Here is a 19,174-nt window from a genome sequence, read left to right on the forward strand (position 1 = left end):
GAGGTACTGGGTCGGTCGGGTTTACTCGGAGTACGTGGATCCGACCCGGACCGGAGGAGCAGACATGGAGAACGCAGCCCGCGGACAGCTGGTGGACCTTCCGGCGGACGAGTGCTGGCAGCTGCTCACCACCACCCCGGTGGGCCGGATCGCCTGGACGACGTCGAACGGACCCACGGTGATCCCGGTGAACTTCGCCGTCGATGGGCGCACCATCAAGATCCGCACGGCGGCGTACTCCTCGATGGTCCAGAAGGCCGACGCCGAGCGGGTCGCCTTCCAGGTCGACCGCATCGACGAGGACACGCACACCGGCTGGAGCGTGCTCGCGCGCGGCCGCGCCGAGGTGCAGTACGGCGAGCCGGGCGACGCGACGGGTCCGGAGCCGTGGGTGCGCGGCCCGCGCTCGGCGACGGTGATCATCGACGTGGACGAGATCACCGGTCGGTGGCTCAACCCTGGCGAGCACTCCCCCGGCGAGCACTGAACCGCTGCCACAGCCCCAGCACCAGCCCGGGAGCAACGCTCAGGGCCAGGACGGCCAGCGCATCGGCTACCGGCACCGTGTCGGTGCGGAGCAGGTCGCGCAGCGGGAACCACGCGACCGCGAGCACCTGCAACGCCGCGGCGATCACGACCGCGACCTCGAGACCACGCGCGCGCCAGTTCAGCCCACCGCGCGGGGCCCGCAGCGACAGGGCGACCCCGAGCTGCGCGAGCCCGAGGGTGAGGAACACCCAGGTCTGCCGGTGGCTGTCCGGAGCGAGCAGCCCCGCGCCCAGGGCGACGATGGCGATCAATGTGCCGGCGATGGCGATCTGGCGCAGCAGGCCCTGGCCGAGGACCGACCGCTCGGGGGACGGTGAGGGCCGCTTCATGTCCGCGGGGTCGGGCGGCTCGCCGCCGAACGCCACTCCGGGGAGGCCGTGGGTGATCATGTTGATCCAGAGGATCTGCCCCGGCCCGAGCGGGATCGGGATGCCGACGAACGGGCCGGCGACCAGCACCAGCACCTCCGCGAAGCCGCCGGAGAGCCCGTAGCGCAGGAACCGCCGGATGTTGCCGTAGATGCGCCGTCCCTCGCCGACCGCGACGACCACCGTGCGGAGGTCGTCGTCGGCCAGGACCAGGTCGGCGGCCTGCCGCGCGACCTCGGTGCCGCGGTCGCCCATGGCGATGCCGATGTCGGCGCGACGCAGCGCGGGCGCGTCGTTGACGCCGTCGCCGGTCATCGCGACGACGTCACCGCGTCGCTGCCAGGCGTCGACGATGTCGACCTTGTGCTCGGGGCGGACCCGCGCGTAGACGCCGATGCGATCCACGCGGTCGACATGCTCTCCGCGACCGACGGCGTCGCCCTCGACGAGCTCGGGCCCCTCGCGGGTCAGGGTCAGCTCGTCGGCGATCGCGCGCGCCGTCGCCGGGTGGTCGCCGGTGATCATCACCGTGCGGATGCCGGCCTCGCGGCAGGCGCGCACGACCTCCTCCGCGCTGGCGCGGGCCGGATCGGCGAGCGCCGCCAGCCCGCGCAGCACCAGCCCGTCGTCGAGCCCGTCGAGCCCGTCGAGCCCGTCGAGCCGGCCGGGTCGCGTCGAGGCCTCCCGGTCGGCGACCGCCAGCACGCGGAACCCCCGCTCGGCCAGGCCTGTCGCCGCGGCCTGGGCGGCGGCTGCGACGTCGCGGTCGGCCAGCAGGCCGATCACGGCCTCCGGCGCGCCCTTGCACACCACGAGCCATCGGTCGCCGGCCCGGTGCAGGGTCGTCATCCGCTTCGTCTCGCTGTCGAACGGCGTCTCGTCGACACGCTCCCAGGTCGCGGCCGCCTCGAGTGCGGCGCGGTCGTGCTTGGCGACGGCCACCAGGAGGGCCGCCTCCATGGGGTCACCGACGACCGACCACTCCGCGGCCGCGCCGGCCGAGCCGTCGGCAGGCCCGCCGAGCCGCGCGTCGTTGCACAGCACCAGGTCGCGGGCGAGATCGTCGAGGTCGGCCGGTACGACGTCCGCGTCCCGGGCCACCAGCTCGCCGGCCACGGCGTACCCGTGCCCGGACACCTGCCAGGTCCCGAGCGGCGACCAGAGCTCCTGGACCACCATCCGGCCCTCGGTCAGCGTGCCGGTCTTGTCGGAGGCGAGCACGGTGACCGAGCCGAGCGTCTCGACCGCGGGCAGCCGCCGCACGAGTGCGGAGCGGCGCGCCATCCGGTAGGCCCCGAGGGCGAGCGCGATCGTCACCACGGCGGGAAGCGACTCGGGGATCGCCGCCACCGCGAGGCTCACGGACAGGATCACCATGTCCGAGAAGGGCTCCCCGCGCAGCAGACCCAGCACCAGGACCAGCACGGCCACCGCGACGGTCAGCACGACCAGCTGGCGCGACAGTCGGGCCAGCCGGACCTGCAGCGGCGTGGGCCGCACCCCGGCGGCCGCGATCTGGGCGGCGATCCCGCCCAGCCCGCTCGACGCGCCGGTGCGCGAGACGACCGCGAAACCCCGGCCCCGGGTCAGCACGGTGCCGGCGAGGACGTCCTCCCCCGGCCCGCGGATGACCGGGACCGATTCGCCGGTCATCGCGGACTCGTCGACCTGGAGCCCGGCGGCCTCCACGAGCTCGCCGTCGGCGGGTACGACGTCACCGGCCTCGAGGCGCACCAGGTCGCCGACCACCACGTCCGGGGCGGGGATGCGGGTCAGCTGCCCGTCCCGCACGACGTTCGCCCAGGGCGCCGCCATCCGGTCGAGCGCGGCCAGCGCGTTGGCGGCCCGGACCTCCTGCACCACGCCGATCGTGGTGTTGAGCACGACGACAGCGGCGATGATCGAGGCGTCGGCCACGTCGCCCAGCGCGACGATGACCACGAACGCGCCGATCAGCAGCAGGATCATCGGGTCGCGGAGCTGGTCGACGACACGGCCCAGCAACCGTCGCGGTCGCCCACGCGGTGGCAGGTTCGGCCCCTGCTCCTCCAGCCGCGCAGCGGCCTCGGCGGCGGACAGCCCGGAGGTGCCCGCCGGCGCGGTCACTTCGAGATCGCCCCCGCCTGCTCGAGCACGGCGCCCGGGGCCGGGGGGATCGCGTCCGGCGGCACCACACGCACGGGGCAGAGCGAGGAGCGCAGGACCGCGCGCGCCGTACCCCCGAGGTGGGTCGCCGCGGGGACGCCGTGCGCCCGGCGGACGAGCACGACGACGTCGGCCTCGGCCGAGCCCTCGACCAGCGCGAAGCTGGGGTGGTCGTGGACGACGCGGATCTCGACCTCCACGTCGGGGAAGGCGACCCGCCAGTCGGTGAGCAGCGCCTCCATCTCGTCGATGGACTGGCGACGCCAGTCCTCGGCCGCCACCCGCGACTCGATGATGTCGTCGTAGCCGCTCGGCAGCTTCCACGCGTGGAGGACCACGAGCTTGGCGCCGCGCTCGGCAGCCAGCTCCATCGCGTCACCCAGCAGGGCGGCGGAGTGCGAGGGGGACTTCACGCCGACGAGCACCACGCCGTGGGCCGGGGCGGGCGTCCAGTCGGCCGGCACGAGCACCATCGGCACCGAGGCACGCGCGGCCACGCCCGCGGCGGTGTCACCGCGCAGCAGGCGCTCGAGCAGGGGCCGGTTGTCGCGACCGACGACGACCACCTGCGCGTCCTCGGCGGCGTTCGCCAGCTGCACCGGGCGGGTGCCGTGGTGCAGCCAGCCCTCGACCTGGAGGTCGGGGGCGAGCTCGGCGACCTGGGCCTCGGCCTGCCGGAGCACGGCGGCACCGGTCTCGGTGAGCTCGGAGGGCGTCAGTGGCATCATCGGCGAGATCGGGACGTAGTCGGGCACGACGTGCACGAGCTTCACCGGCGCGCCGGTCCGGCGGGCCTCCTCGACGCCGTAGCGCAGTGCGCCGGCGTTCGCGTCCGATCCGTCGACTCCGATGACCACGGGGCGTGGCTGAGTGGTCATGACTGACCTCCTGTTGTCGAGCTGTTGTCGAGCTGTTGTCGAGTTGGTGTCGAGCTGTCGTCGAGCTGACTCGCACGTGACGGTCGTTCCGTCACCTCCATGGTTGACCCGCACCGCGCCCGGCAGCAGGGTCGAGTGCCCGCCGCGCCCGGGCCCTTCGGCCCGGCCGCGGGCCCGCCGCTCAGCCTGGCTCAGGGCGTGCCGGTGGGCGCGGGGTCGACGACCTCCACCGGGCACGACGACTCGCGCAGCACGGCGCGCACGACCGAGCCGAGGTGCGGGCCCCACGGCATCGAGGAGCGGTGCCGGCCCAGGACGACCAGCCCCGCGGTCGCGGACTCGGCCACCAGCACGTCCGCCGGCCGCGCGTGGGCGGTCACGAGCTCCACCGGTACGTCGGGGAGCTCGGCGAGCAACGGCGCCAGACCCGCCTCGAGCTCACGACGCAGCTGGTCGTCGTACGTCTGCCCGCCCGAGCCCGCGAACACCAGATCGTCGTAGCCCGCGGAGTAGTGCCAGGCATGCACGAGCCGGACCCGGCCACCGCGCCGCGTCGCCTCCTCCAGCGCGGTGCGCACCACGTCGGCGGACACCTCGACGTCACCGAGACCGGCGACGACGAGCCGGTCGCGCTCCTCGTCGGGGTGCCAGCCCGCCGGCACCGCGACGACCGGCACGTCCGCGTGCGCCGCGACCGCGTTGGTCACCGACAGCGTGGGGATCCGCCCCGGGTGCCCCATCCGCTGCCGCTGGAGGACGACGACGGCGGCGTGCCGGCTGGTGCCGGTGATCGCGGGCACGACCGGCCCGTTGTGCAGCTCGGTGCTGACCGGCAGCTCACCGAGCTCGTGCTCGAGGCGCCGGGCGACCTCGTCGAGGATCCGGCTGCCCTGCGCGCAGAGCACGTCGCCCTCGATCACCATCGTGCTCGGGTCGGCACCGATGCTCACCGCCGGTACGGCGTGCAACGCGTGGACCCCGACCCCGCGACGCCGAGCCTCGGCCAGGGCGTAGGCGAGCGCACCCTCGACGTCCTCGTCGCCGACCCCGAGCAGCACCTTCGCGGGCTTCGTCTCGAGCATGTCGTATCCTCCTCGGATCAGTCGGGCTCCGGGCTGCCCTCTCGACGGTTGAGCTCCGTCAGCAGGCGGTGGATGTCACGCGTGAGCTGGGTGTTGGTCTTCAGCTCCAGCTCCTGCTCGACGAAGTCGTGGTCGGCCTTGGCCTGCTGGACCGCGGCCTGGCGGTTCTGCCCGATCATCACGAACGTCGACAGGAAGATCGCCTCCAGGGAGACGACGAGGGTCAGCGTCGGCCAGGGACTCGACTCGGCGACGAGCATCCACGCCGCGAACGCGATCGCGTGCAGGTACACGAACGGCATCGACCCGGCGAACGCCGTGATCGCGTCCGCGAGCCGGGCCTGTGCGTGCTGGCCCCGCTCCTCGAGGTAGCGCTCGACCCCGGGGTGCCTGCGCGGGACCGCATCGGACATCGGCGACCTCCTGGAGTCCTCCTCCTGCCAATGTCCCCGTGTCCACCGGCCGGCAACAGGGACCTTGGGCCCGGGGCACGTGGTCCCTCGGCCCGTGCGGGTGCGACCGACCGGATCCACATTGAAAGGTGACGCACACCACCGTGGGGCAGGAGTCACCGACATGAGCAACCAGCCACATCCCGAGCAGGTCGCCCCGACGCCCCTGACGGCCCTGGTGGTCTACGAGTCGATGTTCGGGTCCACCCGGGACGTGGCGGCCGCGGTCGCCGAGGGCCTGCGCGGCGAGGGCGTCACCACCGAGCTCGTCGACGTGCGCCACGCGCCGGCGCCCGGCGACGCCGCCTTCGACCTCCTGGTCGTCGGCGCCCCGACCCACGCGTTCTCCCTGAGCAGGCCCTCGACCCGGCAGGACGCCGTCCGGCAGGGCGCCGACCCGGAGCTGGCGAGCACCGGCATGCGCGAGTGGATCGGTGCCATGGGTCCCCGCGAGGAGGCCAGGAGCCGGGCGGCCGCCGCGTTCGACACCCGGGTCACCAAGGTGCGCAGCCTGCCCAAGGCCGCCTCGACCCGGGCCTCGCACCTCCTGGCCCGCCGCGGCTACCACCTGGTGTCGCGGCCAACGCCGTTCCTGGTCCACGACGTCAAGGGCCCCCTGGTCGACGGCGAGCTGGACCACGCCGTCGCCTGGGCCCGCGAGGTCGCCGTCGCGGCCCGCCGTTGGCACTCCGGCGACCCCGGCGCAGCAGCGAGCTGAGCCACGAGAGGAGTGGGCGCGATGCACGAGCTGCTCGTCCTCGGCGGCGGGACCGCCGGGACCATGGTCGTCAACAAGCTCCGCCGCCGGCTCGACCCGGCCCTGTGGAACATCACCGTCGTCGATCGCGACGACGTCCACCCCTACCAGCCGGGCTACCTCTACGTTCCGTTCGGTGGCGCCGATCCCACGCGGATCACCCGGTCGAGGCACGCCCAGATCGCCGACGGGGTCCGGTTCATCACCGCCGACGTCGACGTCGTCGACCCCGACCGCGGTGAGGTGCGCCTCGCCGACGGCACCGTGCTGCGCTACGAGCAGCTGGTGATCGCCACCGGCACCACCCCGCGGCCCGAGGAGACGCCCGGGGTCACCGGCGCGCTGTGGCGGCGTACCGTCCACGAGTTCTACACCCTCGAGGGCGCCACCCTGCTGCGCGAGGCGCTCGCCCGGTTCAGCTCCGGACGGCTGGTCGTGCACATCACCGAGATGCCGATCAAGTGCCCGGTGGCGCCGTTGGAGTTCGCCTTCCTCGCCGAGGCGTGGCTGCGCGAGCGCGGCTGCCGCGACGCCGCCGAGGTCGTGTTCGTGACGCCGCTCTCGGGTGCGTTCACCCGGCCGATCGCCTCCGCACGCCTCGGCCACCTGCTCGAGGAGCGTGGGATCACCGTCGAGACCGACTTCGTCGTCGAGCAGGTCGACGAGGACGCCTCGGCGCTCCTCTCGTACGACGGGCGCTCGGTGCCGTTCGACCTGCTGGTGACCGTGCCGCTGAACATGGGCGCGAACTTCGTCGGCCGCTCCGGCCTCGGCAACGACCTCAACTACGTGCCGGTGGACCCGCAGACGTTCCTGGCCCGTGGCTACGACGACATCTTCGCGCTCGGTGACGCCTCCGACATCCCGACCTCCAAGGCCGGCTCGGTCGCCCACTTCGCCGTCGACGTCTTCGTCGAGAACTTCCTCGACCACATCGCCGGCCGGCCGATGACCCACCGGTTCGACGGCCACGCCAACTGCTTCATCGAGAGCGGCGACGGCAAGGCCCTGCTCATCGACTTCAACTACGACGTCGAGCCGTTGCCCGGGCGGTTCCCGGTGCCGTACGTCGGCCCGATGAGCCTGCTGGAGGAGTCGCGGCTCAACCATCTCGCCAAGCAGGCGTTCCCCTGGATCTACTGGAACGTCCTTCTGCCGGGGCGGCCGATCCCGCTGCCCGCCGCGATGAGCATGGCCGGCAAGCACGTCCCCGCCTGAGCGCGGGCCGACAGAAGGAGGAGCGATGAGCACGACCACCATCGGCGGCCACACCCTGACCGTCGACAGCGAGGGCTTCCTGACCGACCCGGCCGAGTGGAGCCAGGAGGTCGCCACGGCGCTCGCCGAGCAGATCGGCATCACGCTCGAGCCCGAGCACTGGACCGTGCTCGAGTTCCTGCGCGCGGAGCACGCACGCGCCGGCGAGACCCCGACCCTGCGCCGCGTGAGCACCGGCCTGGGCGTCCCCGTGAAGCGGCTCTTCGAGCTCTTCCCCGTCAAGCCCGCCAAGAAGATGGCGTACGTCGCCGGCCTGCCCAAGCCCCGCGGCTGCGTGTGAGGAGACGACCATGACCACCGATGCGACCACTGACACGACCACTGACACGAGTCCTCTCGTCCCGTCGTTCGACACCCCGTCCACGGGCCGCAAGCTCGCGATCATCTGCTCCAAGGGCAGCCTCGACATGGCCTACCCCGGGCTGATCCTCGCCAACGCAGCGCTCGGCGAGGGCGTCGAGGTGCACCTGTTCTTCACGTTCTGGGGCTTCGACATCATCAACCGCAAGCACATGGCCGACCTGAAGTTCACCCCGGTCGGCAACCCGGCGACCCACATGCCCCAGGGCCTCGGCGGCCTGCCCGGCATGACCGCCATCGCCACCCACCAGATGCGCAAGGCGATCGCGGACCTCGACGTGCCCGCCGTACCCGACTTCCTCGAGCAGATCATCGGGTCCGGCGGGCACCTCTGGGCGTGCCGGATGTCCGCGGACATGCAGCACCTCACCGACGACGACCTCTACGACGGCGTCGAGGCGATCATCAGCGCCTCCGACTTCATCGAGATGACCGAGGGCGCCCAGCTGCTGTTCATCTGACCGCGTCTCGCGGATCGCTCTGGGGTCAGTCGCCCGACGGTGTGGTGACGGTCGGCGCGCAGCCTGCGGGCCGCTCGCCGCCTGCGGTCGGCGCGCCACGGCGCCGACTCTGCAGGTCAGGAGGGGACCCACCACTCCACGGTGGTGCCCTCGCCGGGGCGCGAGGTGATCGTGCAGTGCCCGCCGCGGCGCTCGGCACGCTGGCGCATGTTCGACAGGCCGCTCTGCGGCACGTCCTCGGGGATGCCCCGGCCGTCGTCGGCGACGGTCAGCTTGATGCCGTCGACAACGACGAGCTCGACGGAGACGGACTTCGCCTGGGCGTGCCGGGCGGCGTTGGAGAGCGCCTCGGTGAGCACGGCGAGCACGTCGGGGGCCACGTCGGCTCCGATCCGGGTGCGCACGGGGCCCTCGAACCGCAGCGCCGGGCGGAACTTCAAGGTGCCGGCCGCACGGTCGACCATCCGAGTGACCTCCGCCTGGATGTCGGAGGCGTTGTCGCCAGAGCCGAGGGCGAAGATCGTGCGCCGGATGTCGCGGATCGTCGCGTCCAGGTCGTCGACGGCGGCGTCGAGCTTGTCGGCGATGTCGGGCCGGTCGGCGGCCCGGGCGGTGCTCTGCAGACCGAGGCCGACCGCGAACAGCCGCTGGATGACCAGGTCGTGCAGGTCGCGGCCGATCCGGTCGCGGTCCTCGAACAGCGCCAGCCGCTGCCGGTCCTCGCGGGCCCGGCCCACCTCGAGGGCGAGCGCCGCCTGCTCGGCGAAGCTGGCCGGCAGCGAGGGGTCGACCGCGTGGAAGGCCATCAGGTGCTCGGGGCGCCAGCCCAGGGCGAGCACGCCTTCGACTCCGGCGCTGCCCCGCAGCGGCACGATGATCGCGGGCCCGATCGCGGGCCAGCCGAGCGCACTGGGCACGTTGACCGCGCGCGGGTCCGCGGAGATGTCCTCGACCGCGACCGGGGCGCCGGTGCGCACGACGCTGCTGGTCAGCGACGAGCCGAGGTCGACGCTGGCCATCGCCGCGTGGTCGGCCGGCTCTCCCGACACCACCCGCAGCCTGAGGCCGCTCGCGTCGGGGCCGGCGACGATCCAGGACACGTCGGCGTCGGCGAGCAACCGGGCGTGGTCGGCGACGATCTGGAGCGCCTCGTCCTGCCCACCCGGACCGGCCAGTCGCGCGGTGATCTCGGCCGTCGCGGCCAGCCACCGCTCGCGGCGTGCGGCCTCCTCGTGCAGCCGGGCGTTCTCGATCGCCACGCCCGCGGCCGCCGCCAGCCCGACGACGATGGCCTCGTCCTGCTCGGTGAAGTCCCCGCCGCCGACCTTCTCGGTGAGGTAGAGGTTGCCGAACACCTTGTCGCGGATCCGCACCGGCACACCCAGGAACGACCGCATCGGCGGGTGGTTGGCCGGGAAGCCGTACGACGCCGGGTGCTCGGCGATGTCGTGCAACCGCAACGGCGTGGGCTGGTCGATGATCAGGCCGAGCAGCCCGTGCCCGGTCGGGAGGTCGCCGATCGCGCTGTGCTGGGCCAGGGTCACGCCGTGCGTGACGAACGTCTGCAGCCGGTGGTCGTTGGCCGCGCCCAGCACGCCGAGGGCGGCGTACTGCGCGTCCGCCAGGTCGCTGGCGATCTCGACGATGCGGGTCAGCAGGTCGTCGAGCGAGAGGTCGGCGGCCATGGTGACCACGGCGTCGAGCAGCAGCCGCCACCGGGCCCGGTCGTCGAGCACGCCGTGCACGCGCACCAGCACCTCGCGCAGCAGGTCGTCGAAGCCGCTCTCGGCGAGCTGGTTGTCGAGCGGAAGCACGGGTGAGGAGCCGAGCCGGTCGATCTCGCCGTCGGGCCCCGCGTGCGGCTGCGTGTCCATGCCAGCCTCCCTGTTGATCCGGCGAAGGAGACGCTATCAAGTCGCGACGGCTCTGGGACCAAGGTCCCGGAAGACCGGGTCCCTGCGGCCTGGGAGGCACTGGTCACAGGGGGGAGCGTGGTGGGAACCACCCGGGAGAACCCGCTGGCAATGACGGCAGACGGAGGACCACATGATGACGCGACCGGAATCGGAGGGCCGGCTGGCAACCCTGCTCTCCTACGACTGCTGGAGCCTGCTGGAGACCGCTCACATCGCGCGCGTCGCGTGGGTGGGGTCCGAGGGCGTGGCGGTCGTCCCGGTCAACTACACCGTCGTCGCCGGCGCCGTGTGGTTCCGCACCACCGCCGGGTCCACCCTGGCCCGCGAGTGCAGCGGCCAGCGGGTCGTCGTCGAGGTCGACCAGATCGACCCGGTTACGCGGGCCGGGTGGAGCGTCGTCGTGGTCGGCACCGCCGAGCTGGTCGAGGCCCAGGACGTGCCGGACATGCTGATCGGCCTCGAGGTGTGGCCGACGGGCGCCCGCACGCTGTTCGTCCGCGTCGACGTGCACGACGTCACCGGGCGCCGGCTCTACGGCGCCAGCGGCACCTGAGCGTCCAGCTGCGCCATCACCTGCGCCATCACCTGCGCCGTCAACCGCGCCGTCAACCGTGGTCGAGCGCGCCCCGGGGTGCCGGGCCGACGTCGCGGGCTCAGACGCCGAGGTGCTTGGTCGCGAAGATCGCGGCCTGCGTGCGGCTCTCGAGCCCGAGCTTGGCCAGCATCGAGGACACGTAGTTCTTCACGGTCTTCTCGGCCAGGCACAGGTGGGCGGCGATCTGGCGGTTGGTCATCCCCTGGCCGATCAGCTCGAGGATGCGCTGCTCCTGGGCGGTGAGCTGCTCGATGGAGGGGTCCATCCGCGGGCCGGCGCGCAGCCGGTCGAGGACGTGCGCGGTCACGGCCGGGTCGAGCATCGACTGCCCGGCGGCGACCCTGCGGACCGTCTCGACGAAGTCGGTGCCCTTGACCTGCTTGAGGATGTAGCCCGCGGCGCCGGCCATGATCGCGGAGAAGAGCGCCTCGTCGTCGTCGTACGACGTGAGGATCAGCGCCGCGATGCCGGGGTCGACCGAGCGGACGTCACGGCACACGTCGATGCCGGACCCGTCGGGCAGCCGACCGTCGAGGATCGCGACGTCGGGCCGGAGAGCCGGGATGCGACGGGCGGCCTCCACGGCCAGGCCCGACTCACCGATGACGACGATGTCGCCCTCGCTCTCCAGCAGCTCCCTGATGCCCCGACGCACCAGCTCGTGGTCGTCGAGCAGGTAGACCGTGATCTGCTCGCTCGTCCGCTGTACCTCCTCCATGCTCCCCAACCTAGGTGGAGCCACGCCGGATGTTGCCTGTCGATGGCCCCCGGTCCGGGGGACCTTTGTCCCTGGGTCCGGAGCCCCTGGCGGCCGAGGCTGAAGGCAGGACCGACGAGACATCCGTCGGCGCACGACCCGTTGGAGGGAGAGCACGATGCTCGTGCAGGACCTGATGACACCGGAGCCCATGACGGTGCGTCCCTCGACCACGATCAAGGAGGCGCTGTCGCGCCTGGCGGAGTACGGCATCACCTGCATGCCGGTGGTCGACGGCTCGGGCCGCCTCCAGGGAGTGGTCAGCGAGGCCGACCTGATCCGCGACGTCCTCGCACCGGACCCGCGCGCCCAGGAGCGCCCGGTCTCCATCGAGCCGGTCTTCCCGCCCCGCACCGTCGAGGAGGTCTACACCCGCCACCCAGTGTCGGTGCGCGTGAAGGACGACCTGGCCCGCGCGGTGGACGTGATGACGTCGACCGCGGTGAAGAGCCTCCCGGTCGTCGACGACGACGGCCACCTGGTCGGGGTCGTCAGCCGCAGCGACGTCGTCCAGGTGCTGGCCCGCGCCGACGACAAGATCGCCGCGGACGTCGACGAGCTGCTCGCCTCGCTCGGCCACGCCGACTGGCTGGTGGAGGTCTCCGAGGGCATCGTCAACGTGTCGGGGCCCTCGGGAGCACCCGAGCGTTCGCTGGCCCACGTGGTCGCCCACACCGTCCCCGGCGTGATCGAGGTCCGGGTCGACTGACCCCGCTCTTGGTCACCAGGTCTCGGGACCTAGGTCTCTGGTCCAAAGGCCCTCCAACGCGGATCGTGGACGGACTGCTCGGAGGGGGCAACCACCATGTCCAGAACCAGGGAGGCCGACGTGACGTCAGCGGCCCCGGGCTTCGCGCGCCCGGACACCGCACCGGGCCTGCGCGTGACGGAGTACGCCCTGCGCGCGCCCAGCATCCACAACAGCCAGCCCTGGCTGTGGCGGGTGCGGGGCGACCGGGTGGAGCTGTACGCCGACCGGACCCGACAGCTCCCGGTGGCCGACCCCTCGGGGCGCAACCTGGCGATCAGCTGTGGCGCGGCGCTCCATCAGGCGGCCGTCGCCGCCGACGCCCTCGGCTGGCCGGCCGAGATCACCCGGTCCCCCGACCCCCGCGATCCCGACCACCTCGCGACGCTGCACCTGCGCAGCGGCGCCCGGCCCGCGGGGGCCGTCGCGGACCTCCAGGCGCTCCTGGACCGCCGTACGGACCGCCGACGGTTCACCTCGTGGCCGATCCCGCCCGAGCGGCTGGCGCGCCTCGCCGCCGCTCCGGCCACCGACCAGGTCAGCGTGGTCGCGGTGACCGCGGCCCCCGACCGGGTCCGGGTCGAGCTGCTGGTGAGCCGGGCGACCGTGGTGGAGCGGGCGGACCGGCGCTTCGCCGCGGAGCAGCGCTCCTGGCTCGACCACAGTGCCGTCGACGGCATCCCCAGCGAGCTGCTGCCCGAGCCCGGCGCCCGCACCCCCAGCCGCGTCTCGCGCTTCGTAGAGGAGCCTCCCGACGATCCCCGCGGCACGATCGAGAACTCCGACGGCCTCCTGGTGATCGCGACCGAGACCGACGGCCCGGACGCGTGGCTGCGCGCCGGGGAGGCGCTGAGCCAGGTATGGCTGCACGCGATGAACGACGGTCTCTCGGTGGTCCCGCTCAGCCAGGTCATCGAGGTGGACGAGACCCGCGAGGCCCTGCACCACGACATCCTCGGCGGGCTGCTGCACCCGCAGCTCCTGGTCCGGATCGGGTGGCAGGAGATCTCGCGCAGCGCCCTGCCCCGCACCCCGCGCCGGGCTCTGGAGGAGGTCCTGATCGGCGACTCACCCAAGCGCTCCGCCGGCCGCCGCCGGCCACCCGCCGACCCCACCGGGTCCTAGGTCCTGGGTCCCGGAGCCCTCCGCCCGTGGCCGGTGTGCGACGGCGAGCCGAGGGTGGAGGCATGACCACCACCGTGCCCACCGGTGCCGTCGTCGTCGGTGTCGACGGCTCCGAGTCCGCGTCCCACGCCCTCGGCTGGGCGGCAGCGCAGGCAGCCGCCGAACGGTGTCCCCTCGTGCTGGTCCACGCCGGGCCGACCCCCGCACCGGCCGGCACCGGGTGGCTCGAGGGCACCGGCATCGGGCACCGGCAGGTCTGCCTGGTGCTGAAGGAGGACGGGCGCGCGCTGCTGAACGAGGCCGAGGGCCCGGTCCGTACGGCGTACCCGGACCTCGAGATCCACCAGCTCGTGCACCTGGGCGACCCGCGCGAGATCCTCCTCGACGCCTCGGTCCGGGCGCGGCTGCTCGTGGTCGGCACCCGGGGCCTCGGCCCGCTGCGGCACCTGTTGCTGGGCTCGGTCAGCAGTGCACTGGTCAAGCACGCGACCTGTCCCGTGGTCGTGGTGCGACCCGATCCGCAGCTGGAGCCGGGGCGCGCGCACGTCCCCGGCGTACTCGCCGGGATCGCCGGCGAGCCCGGCGACGCCACGGTGCTCGAGGTCGCGTTCGGCCTCGCCGGGACCCGGCGCCTGCCGCTGCGGGTGTTCCACTGCTTCTGGGACGCGGTGAAGCTCGCCGAGGGCGCCCGCGACGTGGCCCCGGGCGAGCCGGGCCTCGACGACGAGTGGCTCGTGCTCGACCGCGCCGTCCGGCCGCACGCCGAGGCACACCCCGACGTGGAGGTGCACACGCAGCTGACCCGCGGCATGGTCGACGAGCGGCTGCTCCGCGCGTCGCGCGACGCCGCGCTCGTGGTGGTCGGCCACCGGCGCAAGCCGTTCTTCGACGAGCTCGTCTACGGCTCGATCGCTCCCGTCGTGGTCGAGCGTGCGTCGTGCAGCGTCGCCGTCGTCCCACTGGACGCCTGAACGGCTGCGCTGGCGTCCAGGTCCCAGAGGATCCGCCCTGGGCACGGCCGTTCTCGAGAGTCTCGAGGCCGGACGCCCCGGCCTCAGGCCGGCTGCGGGTCGAGGTGGATGGCGCGACGGATCCGGCTGGGCCGGCGCGGGGTCGTGAGCAGCACCGGGCAGGCAGCCTCGGCGAGCACCGACCGGGCGATCGGCCCGAGGTGGGAGTCGCGTGGCAGCACCGGGTCGTGGCGGCCCAGCACCAGCAGGCAGGCGTGCCGCGAGGCGTCGATGAGGACCGCGCCGGGCCGGGCCTTGCGCACGTGCAGCTCGACGACGACGTCGGGGTACTCCGCCTGCAGCTCGGGCAGCACCGTCTCGACGTCGGTGCGCAGCCGCTCGGGCCAGGTGCGGTCCTCGGCGAACGCCTCGGGATCGTGCACGTAGGCGGTCGCGTCCCACCAGCTGCTCACGACGGTGAGCAGGGCGCGCCGGTCGCGGGCGGCCTGGAACGCCTCGTGCAGCACCGGGACGCTCTGCTGGGGGTGGTCGATCCCGACCACGACGTGCGCAGGCGCCAGGTCGTCCGACCAGCCGTCGGGCACGGACACGACGGGGACGTGCACCCGGGCGGCGACGCCACCGGTGACCGACCGGACGTAGGGATGGGTGAGCCGTGACTCGGGGCAGCGACCCACGACCACCAGGGGCGCGTCGTGCGCGGAGGCGTAGACCGCCGCGACGGCCGGGGCCCGCGAGAGCGTCGAGGTGACCGGGACCAGGCCCCCGACGACGGCCACCGCATGGCGTACGGCGGCGCCGAGCACCGCACCCGCCTCCTCCTCCAGTCGCGCGTAGTCGACGATGTCGGGCGGTGCGTCGGCGGGGCCGGTGTGGATCCCGTGCACCAGGTGGAGCCCACGACGCTGCCGGAGCGCCTCGGCGGCGGCGAAGTCGACCGCTGCGCGTGAGCCCTTGTTTCCGACCGCCACGACGACGGGCGCGGGAGTGGTGTGCATCGGGTCTCCGATCTCTCGGATCCACCGTCGAGCACCCCGAGGACCAGGTCCTAGGGACCAATGGCCCGGTGCCGCGGGCCGCGGGTCACGACCGCTACGGCCCAGGACCTTCGCCCCTCGCTTTACCTTGAGGCTCAGGTCCACCCTCGGTCCATGACAACGTTCGTCTTCGACTTCGCAGAGGGAAACAAGGAACTCAAGGACCTGCTGGGTGGCAAGGGCGCCAACCTGGCCGAGATGACCAACCTCGGTCTGCCCGTTCCCCCCGGGTTCACGATCTCGACGGAGGCCTGCCGGGCCTTCCTCGTCGAGGGCAAGGAACCAGACAGCCTGGCGGCCGAGGTCGCCGAGCACCTGCGAGCGCTCGAGGACAAGATGGGCCGGCGCCTCGGTGACCCCACCGATCCGCTGCTCGTCTCGGTCCGCTCCGGCGCCAAGTTCTCGATGCCCGGGATGATGGAGACCGTGCTCGACGTCGGGCTCAACGACGAGTCCGTCGTCGGCCTGGCCAACCAGAGCGGGGACGAGCGGTTCGCCGCCGACTCCTACCGCCGGCTGCTCCAGATGTTCGGCGGCACCGTGCTCGGCATCGAGCACGACGCGTTCGCCGACCGGCTCGACGCGCTCAAGAAGCGCCGCGGCGTCATCGCGGACACCGAGCTCGTCGTCGCGGACCTCCGCGAGCTCGTCGAGGAGTACAAGGTCGTCATCCGCGAGCACACCGGATCGGACTTCCCCCAGGACCCGACCGAGCAGATGCGGCAGTGCATCCTCGCGGTCTTCAAGTCCTGGAACACCCCCCGCGCGGCGCTCTACCGTCGCCAGGAGCGAATCGCGGACGACCTCGGCACCGCCGTCAACATCCAGGCGATGGTGTTCGGCAACCGCGGCGCCAGCTCGGGCTCCGGTGTCGCTTTCACCCGCGACCCCGCCAGCGGCGCCCCCGGCGTGTACGGCGACTACCTGACCAACGCCCAGGGCGAGGACGTCGTCGCCGGCATCCGCAACACGGTCCCGCTCGCGGACCTCGAGCAGATCGACGCCACGTCGTACCACCAGCTCATGGAGATCATGGCCAAGCTGGAGAAGCACTACCGCGACATGTGCGACATCGAGTTCACCATCGAGGACGGCAAGCTCTGGATGCTGCAGACGCGGGTCGGCAAGCGGACCCCGGAGGCCGCGGTCCGGATCGCGGTGCACATGGCCGAGGAGCTCCTCATCGACCGCGACGAGGCGATGATGCGGGTGACCGGCCACCAGCTGGCCGCGCTGATGTTCCCACGCTTCGCCCCCGACCCCGACCGGCGCGCGGTCGCGACCGGCATGAACGCCTCCCCAGGCGCAGCCGTCGGCCGCGCGGTCTTCAGCTCCGCGACGGCCGTCGAGTGGGCCGGCCGCGGAGAGAAGGTCATCCTGGTCCGCAAGGAGACCAACCCCGACGACCTGCACGGCATGGTCGTCTCGCAGGGCATCCTGACCAGCCGGGGCGGCAAGACCTCCCACGCCGCCGTCGTGGCGCGGGGCATGGGGCGCACCTGCGTGTGTGGCGCCGAGGCGCTGGACGTCGACGCGGAGAACCGACGCTTCATCGTCCGCAACGGCCCGGTCATCAACGAGGGCGACGTGATCTCGATCGACGGCAGCACCGGCGAGGTGTTCCTCGGCGAGGTGCCGGTCAGCGACTCCGCGGTCGTGCGCAAGCTCGAGGGCGAGGACGTCGACGACCCGGTCGCCCACGCCGTGGCGCGGCTGCTCATGCACGCCGACGAGGTACGCCGCCTCGAGGTGCGGGCCAACGCCGACACCCCCGAGGACGCCCAGCGGTCGCGCCGGTTCGGCGCGGCCGGCATCGGCCTGTGCCGCACCGAGCACATGTTCCTCGGCGACCGTCGCGAGCTGGTGGAGCACCTGATCGTCGCCGAGGACGACGCCGGACAGGCCGCCGCTCTGGACAAGCTGCTGCCGCTCCAGCGCCAGGACTTCACCGAGATCCTCGAGGCGATGGACGGCCTGCCGGTCACGATCCGGCTGATCGACCCGCCGCTGCACGAGTTCCTGCCCGACATGACCGAGCTCGCGGTCCGCGTCGCGCTGGACGACGAGCGTCACGCCGTGAACGAGCACGACCACAAGCTGCTCCATGCCGTGAAGCGCCTCCACGAGCAGAACCCGATGCTCGGTCTGCGCGGCGTCCGGCTCGGCATCACGATCCCCGGCCTGTTCCTCATGCAGGCCCGGGCGATCACCGAGGCCGCAGCGGCTCGGGTGCTGGCGGGCGGAGACCCGCGGCCCGAGATCATGGTGCCGCTGGTGTCGACCGAGCGTGAGCTCGCACTCGTGCGTGCTCAGCTGGAGGAGGTCGTCGCCGCCGTGCTCGAGGAGCAGGGCGTCGAGCTGCACATCCCGATCGGCACGATGATCGAGATCCCCCGCGCCGCGGTCACGGCGGACAAGATCGCCCACTGGGCGGACTTCTTCTCCTTCGGCACCAACGACCTGACCCAGATGACGTGGGGCTTCTCGCGCGACGACGTGGAGTCGGAGTTCTTCGCCACCTACCTCGAGCACGGGGTGTTCACCACCTCGCCGTTCGAGACCCTCGACACCGAGGGCGTGGGCGCGCTGGTGCGGACGGCCGCCGAGCTGGGCCGCAAGGCCAAGCCCGACCTGCACCTGGGCGTGTGTGGTGAGCACGGGGGCGACCCCGAGTCGATCCACTTCTTCCACGAGGTCGGCCTCGACTACGTGTCGTGCTCGCCGTTCCGCGTGCCGGTCGCCCGGTGGGAGGCCGCTCGCGCGGTCCTCGCCGCACGGGCATCGGGACCCGGGTCCGACGTGAGGTGACGGGTCATGAAGACATGACCTAATGCTCTGATCGTCCGTGCCGGGAACGGGTGGAATGAGGCCGTGCTCACCACCCGGCCCGGCGCGGGCGTGCGAACGCCGTACCAGGCCTGGGTGCTGGCGTGCGCGCTCGCTGAAGCCGTCGGCATGACCGCGGCCGCTGGTGTGGCCCGGTCGGCCGACGGCCTCGGCGTTGCTGGCGGGTTGAGCGTCGTGGTCGCCGGAGGCCTGGTCGAGGGCACGGCGCTGGGCTGGGCCCAGTCGCACGTGCTGTCCCGGGTGGCTCCGGGCCTGGTCCGGGTCCGCTACCTGGCGGCGACGGTGCTGGTGGCCGGTCTCGGGTGGGCCGGCGCGTCGGCGCCCGCTGCCCTCGGGGACAGCTCGGACAGCAGCCAGCCGCTGCTGGCGGAGGTGCTCATCGGAGCCGCCGGACTCGGGTTGGTGATGGGCCCCATCCTCGGTGCCGCCCAGGCGGCGACGATGCGCGGAGCCGTACCTCACCCGTGGCGGTGGGTCACCGCCAACACCGCGGCCTGGCCGGTGGCCATGGTCGTGATCTTCCTCGGCGCCACAGCGCCGGAGGCGTCCTGGCCGGTCTGGTCGGTCCTGGTCCTCGGGACCGTGACAGGGGGCGTCGCCGGTGGCCTGCTGGGCGTGGTGTCGGGGTGGTTCCTCCCCTCGCTGACCGGAGCGACGGGAGCGGACCGGACCGGGCGGTGCTGGCGCCCCGCGTGACGCACCGCCGACCGGGGTCGCAGCGAGCCCTGGTCGGCGTGGTGCGCACCGGGGCGCCGGTGCCGTCTGACCGGCCACCGTGGTGGCCCGGGGCGTGCTGCCGTGGCCAAGGCCTCTGGACCGCTGGGACCTTCTCCCCTGCTACCCGGTCA

At 73.0% G+C, this 19,174-nt stretch carries 18 protein-coding genes; 11 read left to right on the plus strand and 7 right to left on the minus strand.

The window, feature by feature from the left end:
* Positions 1-64 precede the first annotated feature (64 nt).
* Complete coding sequence (locus tag AC3ANS_RS18455) at positions 65-487, plus strand: pyridoxamine 5'-phosphate oxidase family protein (protein ID WP_488293038.1); 423 nt, start codon at positions 65-67, stop codon at positions 485-487.
* Here the strand turns inward: AC3ANS_RS18455 and AC3ANS_RS18460 are convergent.
* From AC3ANS_RS18460 to AC3ANS_RS18475, 4 genes are all read right to left on the minus strand, one after another.
* Positions 453-3,023 carry a cation-translocating P-type ATPase gene (locus tag AC3ANS_RS18460; RefSeq protein WP_488293039.1) on the minus strand — a complete coding sequence of 857 codons (2,571 nt, stop codon included), beginning with the start codon at positions 3,021-3,023 and terminating at the stop codon, positions 453-455. The two genes, AC3ANS_RS18455 and AC3ANS_RS18460, sit on opposite strands and share 35 nt — an antisense overlap.
* A complete protein-coding gene (locus tag AC3ANS_RS18465; RefSeq protein WP_488293040.1) occupies positions 3,020-3,940 on the minus strand; it encodes a universal stress protein in 921 nt (306 codons plus the stop codon). The genes AC3ANS_RS18460 and AC3ANS_RS18465 overlap by 4 nt, the downstream gene beginning before the upstream one ends.
* Before the next feature lie 191 nt (positions 3,941-4,131).
* Positions 4,132-5,022, minus strand: a complete 891-nt coding sequence (locus AC3ANS_RS18470; RefSeq protein ID WP_488293041.1) for a universal stress protein — start codon at positions 5,020-5,022, stop codon at positions 4,132-4,134.
* A gap of 17 nt (positions 5,023-5,039) precedes the next feature.
* A complete protein-coding gene (locus AC3ANS_RS18475; protein ID WP_488293042.1) occupies positions 5,040-5,435 on the minus strand; it encodes a DUF1003 domain-containing protein in 396 nt (131 codons plus the stop codon).
* A gap of 163 nt (positions 5,436-5,598) precedes the next feature.
* Here AC3ANS_RS18475 and AC3ANS_RS18480 point away from each other — a divergent pair, with 163 nt between their 5' ends.
* The 4 genes from AC3ANS_RS18480 to AC3ANS_RS18495 are packed head-to-tail and all read left to right on the plus strand — an operon-like array spanning position 5,599 to position 8,330.
* A complete protein-coding gene (locus AC3ANS_RS18480; protein WP_488293043.1) occupies positions 5,599-6,192 on the plus strand; it encodes a flavodoxin domain-containing protein in 594 nt (197 codons plus the stop codon).
* 21 nt (positions 6,193-6,213) lie between these two features.
* A complete protein-coding gene (gene sqr / locus AC3ANS_RS18485; RefSeq protein WP_488293044.1) occupies positions 6,214-7,449 on the plus strand; it encodes a type III sulfide quinone reductase, selenoprotein subtype in 1,236 nt (411 codons plus the stop codon).
* A 25-nt stretch (positions 7,450-7,474) separates the two neighbouring features.
* Positions 7,475-7,789 (plus strand): TusE/DsrC/DsvC family sulfur relay protein, encoded by a 315-nt coding sequence (locus tag AC3ANS_RS18490; RefSeq protein WP_488293045.1) that lies wholly within the window; start codon positions 7,475-7,477, stop codon positions 7,787-7,789.
* Positions 7,790-7,799: 10 nt separating this feature from the next.
* The gene (locus tag AC3ANS_RS18495; RefSeq protein WP_488293046.1) at positions 7,800-8,330 is read left to right on the plus strand and encodes a DsrE/DsrF/DrsH-like family protein; all 531 of its coding nucleotides are present in this window, start codon (positions 7,800-7,802) and stop codon (positions 8,328-8,330) included.
* Between the two features lie 116 nt (positions 8,331-8,446).
* Here the strand turns inward: AC3ANS_RS18495 and AC3ANS_RS18500 are convergent, their stop codons facing one another.
* Complete coding sequence (locus tag AC3ANS_RS18500) at positions 8,447-10,204, minus strand: sensor histidine kinase (protein ID WP_488293047.1); 1,758 nt, start codon at positions 10,202-10,204, stop codon at positions 8,447-8,449.
* 175 nt (positions 10,205-10,379) lie between these two features.
* Between AC3ANS_RS18500 and AC3ANS_RS18505 the strand changes: the two genes are divergently transcribed.
* Positions 10,380-10,799 (plus strand): pyridoxamine 5'-phosphate oxidase family protein, encoded by a 420-nt coding sequence (locus tag AC3ANS_RS18505; RefSeq protein ID WP_488293048.1) that lies wholly within the window; start codon positions 10,380-10,382, stop codon positions 10,797-10,799.
* Positions 10,800-10,899: 100 nt separating this feature from the next.
* On the opposite strand, the gene AC3ANS_RS18510 is transcribed toward AC3ANS_RS18505, so the two are convergent.
* On the minus strand, positions 10,900-11,559 hold the full coding sequence (locus tag AC3ANS_RS18510) for a response regulator (RefSeq protein ID WP_488293049.1): 660 nt from the start codon (positions 11,557-11,559) through the stop codon (positions 10,900-10,902).
* Positions 11,560-11,716: 157 nt separating this feature from the next.
* On the opposite strand from AC3ANS_RS18510, the gene AC3ANS_RS18515 reads away from it, so the two are divergent.
* From AC3ANS_RS18515 to AC3ANS_RS18525, 3 genes are all read left to right on the plus strand, one after another.
* Complete coding sequence (locus AC3ANS_RS18515) at positions 11,717-12,307, plus strand: CBS domain-containing protein (RefSeq protein ID WP_488293050.1); 591 nt, start codon at positions 11,717-11,719, stop codon at positions 12,305-12,307.
* A 96-nt stretch (positions 12,308-12,403) separates the two neighbouring features.
* The gene (locus AC3ANS_RS18520) at positions 12,404-13,471 is read left to right on the plus strand and encodes an Acg family FMN-binding oxidoreductase (RefSeq protein ID WP_488293051.1); all 1,068 of its coding nucleotides are present in this window, start codon (positions 12,404-12,406) and stop codon (positions 13,469-13,471) included.
* Between the two features lie 62 nt (positions 13,472-13,533).
* On the plus strand, positions 13,534-14,442 hold the full coding sequence (locus AC3ANS_RS18525) for a universal stress protein (protein WP_488293052.1): 909 nt from the start codon (positions 13,534-13,536) through the stop codon (positions 14,440-14,442).
* A gap of 83 nt (positions 14,443-14,525) precedes the next feature.
* Here AC3ANS_RS18525 and AC3ANS_RS18530 read toward each other — a convergent pair whose 3' ends face one another.
* The gene (locus tag AC3ANS_RS18530) at positions 14,526-15,440 is read right to left on the minus strand and encodes a universal stress protein (protein WP_488293053.1); all 915 of its coding nucleotides are present in this window, start codon (positions 15,438-15,440) and stop codon (positions 14,526-14,528) included.
* A gap of 153 nt (positions 15,441-15,593) precedes the next feature.
* Here AC3ANS_RS18530 and ppdK point away from each other — a divergent pair, with 153 nt between their 5' ends.
* Positions 15,594-18,287: a pyruvate, phosphate dikinase gene (gene ppdK, locus AC3ANS_RS18535; RefSeq protein WP_488293054.1), complete on the plus strand. Its 2,694-nt coding sequence runs from the start codon at positions 15,594-15,596 to the stop codon at positions 18,285-18,287.
* A gap of 63 nt (positions 18,288-18,350) precedes the next feature.
* On the plus strand, positions 18,351-19,022 hold the full coding sequence (locus AC3ANS_RS18540; RefSeq protein WP_488293055.1) for a hypothetical protein: 672 nt from the start codon (positions 18,351-18,353) through the stop codon (positions 19,020-19,022).
* Positions 19,023-19,174 lie beyond the last annotated feature (152 nt).

Source organism: Nocardia sp. 149-1B, assembly GCF_057747975.1.